The sequence below is a fragment of the Bradyrhizobium sp. SZCCHNR1051 genome (assembly GCF_032489615.1).
GTDB lineage: Bacteria > Pseudomonadota > Alphaproteobacteria > Rhizobiales > Xanthobacteraceae > Bradyrhizobium.
In genome coordinates this window covers 185,459-199,325 of sequence record NZ_JAUEYJ010000001.1, presented here as the reverse complement: position 1 = coordinate 199,325, position 13,867 = coordinate 185,459, and the positions used below count along the sequence as shown (strand labels likewise).

13 protein-coding genes are annotated in these 13,867 nt (G+C 65.6%); 8 read left to right on the top strand and 5 right to left on the bottom strand.

Annotation, left to right across the window (positions count from 1 at the left end; genetic code table 11):
- The first annotated feature begins 134 nt into the window (after positions 1-134).
- Entirely contained in the window at positions 135-2,885 is a 2,751-nt protein-coding gene (gene gyrA / locus QW868_RS00830; RefSeq protein WP_315756621.1) for a DNA gyrase subunit A, read from the top strand.
- A gap of 59 nt (positions 2,886-2,944) precedes the next feature.
- On the opposite strand, the gene QW868_RS00825 is transcribed toward gyrA, so the two are convergent.
- Entirely contained in the window at positions 2,945-3,202 is a 258-nt protein-coding gene (locus QW868_RS00825) for a hypothetical protein (RefSeq protein WP_315738105.1), read from the bottom strand.
- Positions 3,203-3,492: 290 nt separating this feature from the next.
- Here QW868_RS00825 and coaD point away from each other — a divergent pair, with 290 nt between their 5' ends.
- The 4 genes from coaD to queA all read left to right on the top strand — a co-directional run bounded on the left by coaD (position 3,493) and on the right by queA (position 6,609).
- Positions 3,493-3,987 (top strand): pantetheine-phosphate adenylyltransferase, encoded by a 495-nt coding sequence (gene coaD, locus QW868_RS00820; RefSeq protein ID WP_316229702.1) that lies wholly within the window; start codon positions 3,493-3,495, stop codon positions 3,985-3,987.
- A gap of 68 nt (positions 3,988-4,055) precedes the next feature.
- Entirely contained in the window at positions 4,056-4,619 is a 564-nt protein-coding gene (locus tag QW868_RS00815; RefSeq protein WP_315711771.1) for a peptidylprolyl isomerase, read from the top strand.
- Between the two features lie 291 nt (positions 4,620-4,910).
- The gene (locus QW868_RS00810; protein WP_315770783.1) at positions 4,911-5,375 is read left to right on the top strand and encodes a peptidylprolyl isomerase; all 465 of its coding nucleotides are present in this window, start codon (positions 4,911-4,913) and stop codon (positions 5,373-5,375) included.
- A 139-nt stretch (positions 5,376-5,514) separates the two neighbouring features.
- Positions 5,515-6,609: a tRNA preQ1(34) S-adenosylmethionine ribosyltransferase-isomerase QueA gene (queA, locus tag QW868_RS00805; RefSeq protein WP_316229701.1), complete on the top strand. Its 1,095-nt coding sequence runs from the start codon at positions 5,515-5,517 to the stop codon at positions 6,607-6,609.
- Positions 6,610-6,648: 39 nt separating this feature from the next.
- Here the strand turns inward: queA and QW868_RS00800 are convergent, their stop codons facing one another.
- On the bottom strand, positions 6,649-7,674 hold the full coding sequence (locus QW868_RS00800; RefSeq protein ID WP_315774923.1) for an aspartate-semialdehyde dehydrogenase: 1,026 nt from the start codon (positions 7,672-7,674) through the stop codon (positions 6,649-6,651).
- Positions 7,675-7,946: 272 nt separating this feature from the next.
- Here QW868_RS00800 and tgt point away from each other — a divergent pair, with 272 nt between their 5' ends.
- Positions 7,947-9,101 (top strand): tRNA guanosine(34) transglycosylase Tgt, encoded by a 1,155-nt coding sequence (gene tgt, locus QW868_RS00795; protein ID WP_316178001.1) that lies wholly within the window; start codon positions 7,947-7,949, stop codon positions 9,099-9,101.
- A gap of 174 nt (positions 9,102-9,275) precedes the next feature.
- Here the strand turns inward: tgt and QW868_RS00790 are convergent, their stop codons facing one another.
- A complete protein-coding gene (locus QW868_RS00790; protein WP_315711782.1) occupies positions 9,276-9,494 on the bottom strand; it encodes a hypothetical protein in 219 nt (72 codons plus the stop codon).
- A gap of 488 nt (positions 9,495-9,982) precedes the next feature.
- Here QW868_RS00790 and cysK point away from each other — a divergent pair, with 488 nt between their 5' ends.
- Both cysK and QW868_RS00780 read left to right on the top strand, forming a co-directional pair.
- Positions 9,983-10,945, top strand: a complete 963-nt coding sequence (gene cysK / locus QW868_RS00785) for a cysteine synthase A (protein WP_315738099.1) — start codon at positions 9,983-9,985, stop codon at positions 10,943-10,945.
- Between the two features lie 2 nt (positions 10,946-10,947).
- A complete protein-coding gene (locus QW868_RS00780) occupies positions 10,948-11,187 on the top strand; it encodes a BrnA antitoxin family protein (RefSeq protein WP_315711784.1) in 240 nt (79 codons plus the stop codon).
- 76 nt (positions 11,188-11,263) lie between these two features.
- On the opposite strand, the gene QW868_RS00775 is transcribed toward QW868_RS00780, so the two are convergent.
- Both QW868_RS00775 and QW868_RS00770 read right to left on the bottom strand, forming a co-directional pair.
- Entirely contained in the window at positions 11,264-12,724 is a 1,461-nt protein-coding gene (locus tag QW868_RS00775; RefSeq protein WP_316229700.1) for a caspase family protein, read from the bottom strand.
- Positions 12,725-12,932: 208 nt separating this feature from the next.
- Positions 12,933-13,823 (bottom strand): DMT family transporter, encoded by an 891-nt coding sequence (locus tag QW868_RS00770; RefSeq protein WP_316229699.1) that lies wholly within the window; start codon positions 13,821-13,823, stop codon positions 12,933-12,935.
- Between the last annotated feature and the right edge of the window lie 44 nt (positions 13,824-13,867).

Below are 13,867 nucleotides of genomic sequence, written 5' to 3'. Positions count from 1 at the left end.
GTCATGTGGTTAAGTCCCTGGAAAGGCGAGCAGAAAAAGCGCGGCCCACCTCGGTTTGGGGGTGGCCTGCGGCGCGCTCCTGCGCTATATGATTCCAAGCGATTTTCGCGTGTCAAAACCGACCGGTATCCCCTTTGTCCGATAAAGAAGATGAGAAGCCCGGCGAGCCGGGCGGACCTTCCGACATTCGTCCCGTTTCCATCCTCGACGAGATGAAACGCTCCTACCTCGATTACGCGATGAGCGTGATCGTGTCGCGAGCGCTGCCCGATGCGCGCGACGGCCTCAAGCCCGTGCACCGGCGCATCCTGTATTCGATGTACGAGCAGGGCCACACGCCCGACAAGAAATACGTCAAGTCCGCGCGCGTGGTCGGCGACGTCATCGGTAAATATCATCCGCATGGCGACCAGTCGATCTACGACGCCATGGTGCGCATGGCGCAGGACTTCTCGATGCGCGTGCCGCTGATCGACGGCCAGGGCAATTTCGGCTCCGTCGACGGCGATCCGCCGGCCGCCTATCGATACACCGAAGCCAAGCTCGCCAAGTCGGCGATCCCGCTGCTCGACGACATCGACAAGGACACCGTCGATTTCCAGCCGAACTACGACAATTCGGACAAGGAACCGTCGGTTCTTCCGGCCAAATATCCGAACCTGCTGGTCAATGGCGCCGGCGGCATCGCGGTCGGCATGGCCACCAACATCCCGCCGCACAATCTCGGCGAGGTGATCGATGCCTGCATCGCGCTGATCGACAATCCCGCGCTCACGATCGATGACCTCATCAACATCATTCCGGGGCCGGATTTCCCGACCGGCGGCATCATTCTTGGCCGCGCGGGCGCCCGCTCGGCCTACCATCTGGGCCGCGGCTCGATCATGATGCGCGGCAAGGTGACGATCGACACGATCCGCAAGGATCGCGAGGCGATCATCATCTCCGAGATCCCCTACCAGGTGAACAAGGCCACGATGGTCGAGCGCATCGCCGAGCTGGTGCGCGAGAAGAAGATCGAAGGCGTCGCCGACCTGCGCGACGAAAGCGACCGCGACGGCTACCGCGTCGTCGTCGAGCTGAAGCGCGACGCCGTGCCGGACGTCGTGCTCAACCAGCTCTACAAGTTCACGCCGCTGCAGACGAGCTTCGCCGCCAACATGCTGGCGCTCGACGGCGGCCGCCCGCAGACGATGACGTTGAAGGACCTGCTGACGATCTTCGTCGCGTTCCGCGAGCGTGTCGTTACGCGCAGGACCAAGTTCCTGCTCAACAAGGCGCGCGACCGCGCTCATATCCTGGTCGGCCTTGCCGTGGCCGTGGCCAATATCGACGAGGTCATCAGGGTCATCAGGACCTCGCCAGATCCTGCGACGGCGCGCGAGGCGTTGATGTCGCGCGACTGGCCGGCGCGCGACGTCGAGGCCATCATCACGCTGATCGACGATCCGCGCCATCGCCTGGCCGAGGACGGCACCATCCGGTTGTCGTTCGAGCAGGCCAAGGCGATTCTCGACCTGCGTCTGCAGCGCCTGACCGCGCTCGGCCGCGAAGAGATTTCCGACGAGCTCGACAAGCTCAAGGTCGAGATCAACGACTATCTCGACATCCTGCGCTCGCGGGCGCGGGTTCAGGGCATCATCAAGGACGAGCTCGCCGCCGTGAAGGCGGAGTTCGGCACGCCGCGCCGCACCGTGATCGCCGAGCAGGAAGGCGAGGTCGAGGACGAGGACCTGATCCAGCGCGAGGACATGGTCGTGACCGTGTCGCATGCCGGCTACACCAAGCGCGTGCCGCTGTCGGCCTATCGGGCGCAGCGTCGCGGCGGCAAGGGCCGCTCGGGCATGCAGACCCGTGAGGAGGATTTCGTCAGCCGGCTGTTCGTGGCCTCCACGCACACGCCGGTGCTGTTCTTCTCGTCGCGCGGCCAGGTCTACAAGGAGAAGGTCTGGCGGCTGCCGATCGCGGCGCCCAACGGGCGCGGCAAGGCGCTGATCAACATCCTGCCGCTGGAGCAGGGCGAGCGCATCACCACGATCATGCCGCTGCCGGAGGATGAATCCTCCTGGGCCAATCTCGACGTGATGTTCGCCACCACCGGCGGCAACGTCCGCCGCAACAAGCTGTCGGATTTCGTCGACGTGCGCCGCTCCGGCATCATCGCGATGAAGCTCGACGAGGGCGAGGAGATCGTCAACGTGCAGATCTGCACCGAGCGTGACGACGTGCTGCTCACGGCGTCGGGCGGGCAGTGCATCCGATTCCCCGTCACCGACGTGCGCGTCTTCACCGGGCGGACCTCGATGGGCGTGCGCGGCATCGCGCTCGCCGGCGGTGACAAGGTGATCTCGCTGTCGATCCTGCGCCATGTCGAGACGACCTCGGACGAGCGTACGGCCTATTTGAAGATGCGCCGGGCGATGTCGGGCGATGCTGCCACCGAGGAGCCGGTCGAGACCGAGGGCGAGGAGGCGGCCGCTGGCGCGATCCAGCTGTCGCAGGAACGCTATGTCGAGATGTCCGCGCAGGAGCAGGTGGTGCTGACCGTCTCGGTCAACGGCTACGGCAAGCGCACCTCGTCCTACGAGTACCGCACCACCGGCCGCGGCGGCAAAGGCATCGTCGCGATGTCCGTCAACAACCGCAACGGCAAGCTCGTCGCCTCATTCCCGGTCGAGGACGGCGATCAGATCATGCTGGTGACGGACAAGGGGCAGTTGATCCGTTGCCCGGTCGACGGCATCCGCATCGCGGGACGCTCGACCCAGGGCGTCATCGTGTTCGACACCGCCGATGATGAGCACGTCGTTTCGGTGGAGCATATCGGCGAGGAGACCGAGAACGGCACCGGTGGGAACGGGACTGAAGGTGCGAATGGCGAATAGGAAGTGGCGAATAGAGGAGGAATCAAGTCTTCCCGCTATTCGCTATTCGCTATTCGCCCTTACTGTGTCCGCTCGACGGAGACCATCCTGGCCTCGCGGATCGTTCCCCTGGTGCCGGCGCTGCGCAGGCAGCCCGCTTCGAAGTTCGGCCAAGCCTGCTGCGAGCAGTCGCGGCCGATCGGGCGAATGTCCAGGCGGTCCGCCTTGGCGAGCGGACGCGGCACGCTGGCTTCAACCTGAGGAGCGAAGCCGGGCAGGACGGTGATGCCGGCAGCCACCAAGCCGGCAGCTGCGACTGCAGATAGCGCTTTGATCATGACGGTCCCCTGTCCGGGCCGTTCGGCCCGTTGTTCGTTAAGGATTTGATAATCAGCTCGGGTTTCGAGACGTCTTCGCGGGACGGGCGAATTGGCTTCTTCTCGGCCCGGCGTGTTTCATGTCCCAAGTTCCGATGAAACAATCGCGGTAGCCGACCACAGTTCCGGCCCCCCGGCGTCGCACCTCATTTCATTGCGGTGCAGTCTCGGCCACTCTTTGCCCATCACAGCCACGCCAGCGGGCCTGGCGGTGGCTTGCCGGCCTGTTCCCGGCGGTATAGGACGGGCGCATGCAACGCATTGCGCTCTATCCGGGCTCGTTCGATCCCGTCACCAACGGCCATCTCGATGTGGTTCGGCAGGCCGTTCATCTCTGCGATCGCCTGATCGTTGCGGTCGGCGTGCATCACGGCAAGAAGCCGCTGTTCTCGACCGAGGAGCGGCTGGCGATGGCGCATGAGATCTTCGGCCCCGTCGCAGCCGCGGCGGGCTGCGGCTTCGAGGCTTCGACCTACGACAATCTGACCGTCACGGCCGCGGAAAAAGCCGGCGCGATCATGATGATCCGGGGCCTGCGCGACGGCACCGATTTCGACTACGAGATGCAGTTGGCCGGCATGAACCAGACCATGGCACCGCAGGTCCAGACGGTGTTCGTTCCAGCCTCGGTGAGTGTCCGCCCGATCGCCGCCACGCTGGTTCGCCAGATCGCCGCCATGGGCGGCGAGATCTCGCATTTCGTGCCGCCCTCGGTGGCCGAAAGTCTCAGGGCCAAGTTCAACTGATCCTTCAGGCACCGGCCGCTTCCGGCGGTGCCTTCCTCTCCTCATCGTCTCATGCCATCGGAGTTGCTATGATCCGCGCTCTCGCTTTCGTCTTTGCTCTCGTGTTCGCATTGCCGGCGTTGGCCCAGTCGCTGCCTGCCGGGCTCGACAAGCAGAATGCCCTGGTCATCGACACCACCAAGGGCCGCATCATCATCAAGCTGCGCACCGATCTGGCGCCGCAGCATGCCGAGCGGCTGAAGACGCTGGCGCGCGAAGGCTTCTACAACAACGTGCCGTTCCACCGCGTCATGGACGGCTTCATGGCGCAGACCGGTGACGGCCAGAACTTCAATGGCACCGGCGGCTCGAAGTACCCGAACCTGAAGCAGGAGTTTTCGAGCACGCCGTTCAAGCGCGGCACCGTCGGCATGGCGCGCCGGGGCGATAGCGTCGATTCTGCCAACTCGCAGTTCTTCATCTGCTTCGGCGACGCCTCCTTCCTCAACGGCCAATACACCGTGATCGGCGAGGTCGTGCAGGGCATGGACGTCGTCGACAAGCTCAAGAAGGCGCCTCCGGGCTCGTCGGGCGGCGCCGTGACCGATCCCGACAAGATGGTCAAGGTGCAGGTCGCCTCGGACATCAAGTAGGTCCGAGAAAGCAGGGCACCTGGGTCTCGCGCCCGGTTCCCTCAGGCATTAAGGAACCTTTTGCCACGTCGCGGAGGCATGCCGATTCTGCCGCCCCGTCACATCGACAGGGCCGGTGGCTTCAGCTTTAAGCGCATTGGGTCTATTCTCGACCAGCATCGCGGGCCTCGTCGTGCTCGGATCGCCGTCAGGAGGGGTGACGGCCGCACATGGGAAGGCGCCGCGACATTTCAGACCCAGGATTTACTTTGTCCTGACCCCCGTCAATTCCACAAAAACCGAGAGACCAGCATGGCTGTGACCGAAAATACCTTGATCCTCGAAACCACCCAGGGCCCCGTCACCATCGAGATGCGTCCCGATCTCGCGCCCGGCCATGTCGCGCGCATCAAGGAGCTCGTCCGCGAGGGCTTCTACGACGGCATCGTCTTCCACCGCGTCATCGACGGCTTCATGGCGCAGACCGGCTGCCCGCAGGGCAGCGGCATGGGCGGCTCCGGCAAGAAGCTGAAGGCCGAGTTCAACGCCGAGCCGCATGTGCGCGGCACCGCCTCGATGGCGCGTGCGGCCAATCCGGATTCAGGCGACAGCCAGTTCTTCATCTGCTTCGACGACGCCCGCTTCCTGGACAAGCAGTACACGGTCTGGGGCAAGGTCACCGAGGGCATGGAGAACGTCGACAAGATCAAGCGCGGCGAGCCGGTGCAGAACCCGGACAAGATCGTGAAGGCCTACATGGCCGCCGACGCGGCGTAGACTTTGCGATCCTCACGGTGAGGCGCGTGCGCAGCACGCGTCTCGCACCATGAGGCAGACAGTCGGGCCTTCATCCTTCGCGACGCGTGCTGTCGCACGCTCCCCGGAATGCAGGGCCGATGGTCGTCCCAGAACGACGATGCGCACCGACCTGTTCGATTTCCATCTTCCCCCCGAAAACATCGCGCTCCGCCCGGCGAGCCCGCGCGAGTCCGCGCGCATGCTGGTGGTGCAGGGCGACGGTGTCTTACGCGACCGCACGGTCGCCGACCTGCCGGACTGGCTGGAGCCCGGTGATCAGCTCGTCGTCAACGACACCAAGGTGATCGCGGCGCAGCTGTCCGGTCGCCGCATCAGCCGCGAGACCGAAGCGAAGATCGAGGCGACCCTGATCAAGCGGCTCGACGGCTCGCGCTGGCAGGCGCTGGTGCGGCCCGCCAAGAAGCTCGCGCCAGGCGATACGATCCGGTTCGGCAACGAGGGCAAGGTCTGCCTGCTCGGCCATCTCGACGCCACCGTCGAGGCCAAGGGCGCCGACGGCGAGCTGACGCTGTCCTTTGTGTTCCATGGGCCCGCGCTCGACCAAGCGATCGCCGATCTCGGCCGGCCGCCGCTGCCGCCCTACATCGCCGGCAAGCGGCCCGCAGACGAGCAGGACGCGACAGATTATCAGACCATGTTCGCGGCCAAAGAGGGCGCGGTGGCTGCGCCGACGGCTGGGCTGCATTTCACGCCGGCGCTGGAGCAGCGGCTGCGCGACCGCGGCGTCGGGCTGCAGCGCGTGACCCTGCATGTCGGGGCCGGCACTTTCCTGCCGGTCAAGGTCGAGGATACCGAGGGCCACCGCATGCATGCGGAGTGGGGCAGCCTCACGCCGGAGACGGCCGCGGCGTTGAACGAGGCGCGCGCCAAGGGCGGCCGCATCGTTGCGGTCGGCACGACGTCGTTGCGGCTCGTGGAGAGCGCGGCGCAGCCCGACGGCACGATCGCGCCGTTCGAGGCGGAGACGTCGATCTTCATCACGCCCGGCTATCGCTTCCGCGCGGTCGATATCCTGATGACCAACTTCCATCTGCCACGCTCGACGCTCTTCATGCTGGTCTCGGCCTTCGCCGGCTTGGAGACGATGCACGCGGCCTATGCGCATGCGATCCGCAGCGGCTATCGCTTCTATTCGTATGGCGATGCGTGCCTGTTGTTTCGTCAGCCAGAGGAGCGCATCGTCGAGCCGTAGGGTGGGCAAAAGGCCCACCCTGCAAGTTCGCTCTGAGAGCTACGCCATCGCGCGCTCCGGCAAGAGCTCCGCGATCTGCACCGCATTGAGCGCGGCGCCCTTGAGCAGCTGATCGGCGGCCACGAACATCGCGATCGAGTGGCCTGACGGATCGGACAGATCCTTCCTGATGCGCCCGACCAGCACGTCGTCCTGTCCCGACGCGTCGACAGGCATGGGGAAGTGGTTCTTGGCGCGGTCGTCGACGACGCGCACACCCGGCGCGGTGGCGAGGATGCGGCGGACTTCATCTTCCGTGATCGGCTTCTCGCATTCGAAGGTGATCGACTCGCAATGGGCGCGCAGCACCGGCACGCGCACGCAGGTGACGCCGATCGCAATGCCCTCGTCCTCGAAGATCTTGCGGGTCTCGTTGATGACCTTGGTCTCCTCGTCGTTGTAGCCGGTCTCGGGATCGATGGCGGTGTTGTGGCTGAACAGGTTGAAGGCGAACGGATGCGGCATCACCTTGGGCGCGTAGACTTGGCCGTTGAGGCTCGCGCGGGTCGACTGCACCAGCTCGTCCATCGCGGCCGCACCGGCGCCGCTGGCGGCCTGATAGGTCGAGATGATCACGCGCTTGATGCGGTTCTTCTGATGGATCGGCCACAGCGGCACCAGCGCCGTGATCGCCGCGCAGTTTGGATTGGCGATGATGCCCTTGTGGTCGCGGATGCGGCGGGCGTTGATCTCGGGGATGACCAGCGGCACGTTCGGGTCCATGCGGAAGGCCGAGGAATTGTCGACCACGACGGCGCCGGAGCGCACGGCGATCGGCGCGAACTTCTTGGAAATGCCGCTGCCGGCCGAGAACAGCGCGATGTCGACGCCCTCGAAGGAGCGTTCGGTCAGCTCCTCGATCACGATGGTCTGGCCGCGGAAGCTCACGGTCTGGCCGGCCGAGCGGGCGCTCGCCAGCGCCTTGAGCTTGCCGACGCGGACGTTGCGGCGGTCCAGGGTGGCGATGAACTCGGCGCCGACGGCGCCGGTCACGCCGACGATGGCAATGGTGGGATCGTGGGGCACGTCTCAGGTCTCCGGTTGAAATTCGGGCAATAAAAAAGCCCCGGACCTTTATCAGGCGGGGCTTCGGTTCGAAGATGGTCGCAATCGAGTTCGACTACGCGCGCACGCCTCCCGAGGCCCTCGTGGGCTTGGTGGTTTTCGTCGTGCGTTTGGTCGAGGTCGACATGGCGCAGGACCATAGGGGCGGTCGGAACCGCCGTCAACGGCCGAAAGGGGCGAAAACGGCGCCATCGCGGTTGAATCGGGAGCCGTCCTGACGCAATAAGCCGGCCATGAGCTCTCCCGCTGGCGACCTTCCCAACCACTTCGAATTGCTCGCGACCTCCGGCGCGGCCCGCACGGGCCGGCTGACGACGCCGCATGGCGTGGTCCGCACGCCGGCCTTCATGCCTGTCGGCACCGCCGGCGCCATGAAGGGCATCCACTGGCGGGACGTGCGCGAGGCCGGTGCCGACATCGTGCTCGGCAACACCTATCATCTGATGCTGCGGCCCACGGCCGAGCGCATCGCCGCCCTCGGCGGCCTGCAGCGCTTCACCGGCTGGGGCGGTCCGATGCTGACGGATTCCGGCGGCTTCCAGGTGATGTCGCTATCGGGCTTACGCAAGGTCACGGAGCAGGCGGTGACGTTCCGCTCGCACATCGACGGCGCTAGAATCGAGCTGTCGCCGGAGCGCGCCATCGAGGTGCAGCGCCTGCTCAACTCCGACATCGCGATGCAGCTCGACGAATGCGTGCGGCTGCCGGCCGAGCGCGACGACATCGAGCGCGCGATGCGGCTGTCGCTGCGCTGGGCCGAACGCTGCCGCCGCGCCTTCGAGAGTGCGCCGGCAGGCTACATGCTGTTCGGCATCGTGCAGGGCGGCGACGTGCCCGCGCTACGCGTCGCCAGCGCGCAGGCGCTGGTCGACATCGGCTTCCACGGCTATGCGATCGGCGGCTTGGCCGTCGGCGAGCCGCAGGCGGTCATGCTCGAGATGATCGAGGCGACCGCTCCGGCACTGCCGGCCGGCCGCCCACGCTACCTGATGGGTGTCGGCACGCCTGACGATCTCCTGGAGTCGGTCAGGCGCGGCATCGACATGTTCGACTGCGTGCTGCCGACCCGCAACGGCCGCCACGGCGTCGCCTACACGCGCTTCGGGCCGGTGAACCTGCGCAACGCGCGTCACGCCGACGACCCGCGTCCGCTGGATGAAGAGAGCCCGTGGCCGGCGGCGCGCAGCTATGCCCGCGCCTATCTGCATCATCTCATCAAGGCCGGCGAGGCGCTCGGCGCGACGCTGCTGTCGGAAATCAACATTGCCTATTTCCAGCAATTGATGGCTGGGATGCGCGAGGCGATCGCACAGGGGCGCTTCACGGAATTCTACGAGCGCACCAAGGCGGATTGGGCCCGCGGCGACATCGCCCCGCGCGCCGGCTGACGGCCGCGTCAGGTGAAGGCCGTCAGCTTGTTGTGAGCCCGGCCCTATGCGCCGGCCCACATGAAATCGTGCTGGTGATGCATTGCCGACCTGCCCGATGGCCGACCGTTGTGCGATCCGTAGCGACGGACGGCCGTGACATCACGTCGCGGAACTCTCTCGCCCTGGCGCCGTTCAGTTGCAGACGAAACGGCTTTTCACGGAGTGCTTGGTGACGAAGCCATAGCCGCAGGTGTCGCAGGTCCAGAGATAGCTGATGGCATTGTCGGCCAAGTATGCCGACGCCTCCGCGGCAATCATGGAGTCGGCGCAGACCGGGCATGTCGGCAGATCGCAGCCGCGGGGATTCGGGCGGGCGGTTGCGGTCGACACGAGATCAGCGAGTGCTGACATATTGACCTCCTGTACGATCTCTTTGTGGGCGATCTCTGCTTGAACGACGTCAATTTCGAAAGGGTCGATTTCGAACGAGTCGCGTTCGAACGGGTCTATTTCCGACGAGTCCAACTTTTCGCGGATATCAAGTCCGTCACACAAAGAGTTTGTCTGGGTGGTCTGTTCTTATGTCTGTTCTACAACGGCGCTGTCGTTTGGCACGAACGCCCCGATTGTATCACTCCGAAGATGACATCTTGCTGATGTCCGCCCGGGTTGCCGTCGACCTGCATCATGAATTTTCGTCCGGCTGAAGTCAAACATACACCCGGTTTATTGACCTTGTCGCAACACAAATGCGTTGGTTTTTCGCAATTTAGCCACGACTTGTTGTGCGCCGCGATCGTCTTAAGATCGCGCAAACGTGCTTGCGCAGCGCAACAGGCTCGCTGAAGATGGTCAGAAGCGTTGTCGATGTCGCGCGGGGCGCGCAGAGGAGTGATTTCATGGAGTCGTCAGCACAGCGTCCCGGACGCGGGCGCGTATTTGATTCAATTGTCGACGCGTTCGGCAATACGCCGATTGTGCGGTTGCGAAAGCTGCCGGAGCAGCATGGCGTCAAGGCGACCATCCTCGCCAAGCTGGAATACTTCAATCCCGCCGCGAGCGTGAAGGATCGGATCGGCGTCGGCATGATCCTGGCGATGGAGCAGGCCGGCGTGATCAAGCCCGACACCGTGCTGATCGAGCCGACCTCGGGCAATACCGGCATCGCGCTGGCCTTCGTCGCAGCGGCGCGGGGCTACAAGCTGAAGCTGGTGATGCCGGAGTCGATGTCGGTGGAGCGGCGCAAGATGCTCGCCTTCCTCGGCGCCGAGATCGTGCTCACGCCGGCGTCGCAGGGGATGAAGGGCGCCATCGCCACTGCCGAGGAGCTGTTGCGGACGACGCCGAACTCGGTGATGCCGCAGCAGTTCAAGAACCTCGCCAATCCGGACATTCATCGTCGCACCACGGCCGAGGAGATCTGGAACGACACGGCCGGCAATATCGATGTCTTCGTCGCTGGCGTCGGCACCGGTGGCACCATCACCGGCGTCGGCCAGGTGCTGAAGTCGCGCAAGCCCGGCCTCAAGGTCGTCGCGGTCGAGCCGGAGGAGAGCCCGGTGCTGTCGGGCGGCCAGCACTCGCCGCACAAGATCCAGGGCATCGGTGCCGGCTTCGTGCCCGACATTCTCGACCGGTCCGTGATCGACGAGATCGTCAAGATCAACAGCACGACCGCGATCGAGACATCGCGTGCGCTGGCCCGCAACGAGGGCATTCCCGGCGGCATCTCCTCGGGCGCGGCGATTGCGGCCGCGATCGAGATCGGCAAGCGACCGGAAAGCGCGGGCAAGACGATCCTGGCGATCGTGCCGTCGTTCTCCGAGCGTTATCTGTCCACCGCGCTGTTCGAGGGGATCTGATCATGGCCGACCAGCCGCGGCGGCCCCGCACCCTCGCTGACGCCCGTACCGAGGCCGAGGCCGCGTTCAAGAAGGTGACCACCAAGCCGGTGGAGGCGCCGCCGAAGAAGGCGGCGGTCCCTGGCGTGCGCGAGCAAGTGACGTTGCGGATCGACCAGGACGTGCTCGAGCACTTTCAGTCTGAAGGGCCGGGCTGGCAGGACCGCATCAACGCGGCGCTGCGCAAGGCGGCAGGGCTCTGACGGCCGGCTCCATTATTCTAACGAAAGAGCCCGGAGCTCGTGCTCCGGGCTTTTGACGTGGGGGAGATGTCGACGTTTACCGGCGCAGCGCGCTGCCGAGCACACCGCCCATCATGCCACCGATGAAGGCGGCGCCGGCGGCGTTGCCCGCATTGTCCTGCGGCGGCGGATTGCGATAGACCGGCGCCCCCTGCGGCGGCGGGCCGCCGGCAGCGACATTGCCGGCCGGCTTGGCGCGGCGCGGCTTGGCCTCGTCACCGACTGCGGCGGTGGCCGGCGCCGGCTGCGGCTCGGCCAGCAGCGCCTTGTGCTGCAGCTTGGTCAGGAATCCGGTCGACGGATAGCCGCGGGCCGCCTGCCAGCGCTTCATGACGCCGCGGGTCTGGTCGTCGAACACGCCTGTCATCTTGGTGTCGAAGCCGAGGCCGGTCAGCCGCCGCTGCACGTCGCGGCGCTTGGTCTTGTCGAGGCCGATCTGATCCTCGCTGACCTGGCTGCCTTCCTCGGTGTAGGTGGCGGGATCGACGCCCTTGGCGACATTGCGCGTCGCGGTGTTGATGGCGCCGCTCTCGATCGCGGCGATGCGCGCCATCGCCAGCGACTTGAACTGCCCGTTCGGGTAGGTCGCGAGATAGGCGTTGAGCTCTTCCGGCTTGTTGGAATCTTTCACCGAGCGCCAGAATTCGAGCTCGGCCTCGCCCGCGGTCACGGTGGCCGTCGCGACGGCCGGCGTCGTCCCGGCCGCGGCCGCCGTTGCCGCAGGGGCCGCCGCCGGGTTGAGGTAGACCGCGCCGATCAGGTTGGTGTGCCCCCAGGGCAACTGGCCCTTGCTGGTCTCCTCATTGACCTGGGCGCGCACCGCCGTCATGGCCTGCTGGATCTCGATGCCGGGCTGGGCGATGTGCGAGATCAGCGCGCGGGTGAACGGGCTGTTGGCGCCGGCCTCGCCGTCGAGGGCGGTCTGGCCCGGGCCGGTGGCGAAGGCGATCAGCGTGCCCTCGCCGGACTTCATCTCGGCAAGGCCGGTCTGCACCGACACGCTGCGGGTCGGCGAGTTCGACTTGATCTTGGCGGCGAACGGATTGTCGCGGCAGGCATCGAGGAACACCAGCTTGACCTTGGCGTCGCCCATCGTCTGGTCGAGGGTCACGTCGATGTTGATGGCCGAGCCCAGCTTGACGTCCATTTCCGACTTCAGGTCGGCGTCGACCGGCAGCAGGTAGTTGGTGCCGGCAATGGCGATGCCGTGCCCGGCGTAATAGAACACCGCAATATCGGCGCCCTGCGCCTTGCGACCGAAATCGAGCAGCTTCTCGGTCATCTTGTCGCGCGTGAGATTGGTGCCCTCGACGACGTCGAAGCCGACGTTGCGCAGGGTTGCCGCCATGGCCTTGGCATCGACCGGCGGGTTCGGCAATTGAGCCACGCTCTTATAGGCACCGTTTCCGACGACAAAGGCGACGCGGCGGTCGGCCTTGGCGGCTTCAGCGGTCAGCACCATGCAGAGCAGGGACAGGGCGACGGTGAGATAGCGCATCAGGAGATCCCCCAACGATCAAGCGAAGCGTTCACTGCAGCATTTGTCGCGGATCGGCGCGAAAAGTCTTGTTCCCGAGCAAAAAATCACGATTCCGCCACAAACCAGTTCGTGGGTGTTGCGCCAGATCCACGACGGTCGCGTGTAGCGCGCCCGTTTCGTGATCCGAATCACGTCGCTCGAGGGGAGGCAGGGGCTCCCCGGCGCCTCAGGTCCCTGCCGAACCGCCGATCGGCACGGGCCGAGGTTGCGGGGGACGCAGGTTCAGCAGGTTTCCGGCGAGAATCAACCCAGCGCCGAGCACGGTCAGTCCGTCGAGACGCTCCGCATAGACCAGCCAGCCGACGGTGGCGGTCAGCGGAACGCGGAGAAAATCCATGGGTACCACGATGGTGGCGTCGGCGTAGAGCAGCGCGCGCGCCATGCAGAAATGCGAGAAGGTCCCACAGAAGGCGACGAGGAGGATCCAGCCCCAGGTCGTGGCCGATGGCGGCGTCCAGAATAAGAGCGAAGGGATGAGGCCGGCGATGGATTGCACCGCCAGCATCCAGAAGATGATCGACACGGTGGGCTCGGTGCGCGTCAGCAGCTTGACCAGAGCGATCGAGATGCCGAAGCCGACCGCGGCGGCCAGCGCGATGAGCTGTCCCGAATTGACCGCCCCGGTATCCGGGCGGACGATCACGACGACGCCGACGAGGCCGAGCCCGATCGCCGCCAGCTTGAACAGGGTGATGCGCTCGCCGAGGAAGGCTGCTGCCAGCAGCGCCGTCCAGATCGGCATCGTGAACTCGATCGCCACCACCTGGCCGATCGGGATCAAGGTGAGCGCGAAGAACCAGCCGAGCTGCGCGCCGTAATGGACGAGGTTGCGCGCCGCGTGCTGCTTGAGCCGCGAGGTGCGCAGCCTCGCAAAGCCGCCGCTCAGTGCGATGACCGGCGACAGCATCACTAGGCCGATCAGGCAGCGCAGCTCCATCAGCTCGAACACGTTGAGCTCGCGCATGGCTTCGCGTCCGGCCACCGCCATCACCAGCATCAGGCTGAGCCAGCCCGTCATCCACAGTGCGGCGATCAGTTTCGAAGCGGGACGATTCATGAGGTGGTGGAGACAGGGAGGAGGGCGGCGAAGGCGCGCTGTAT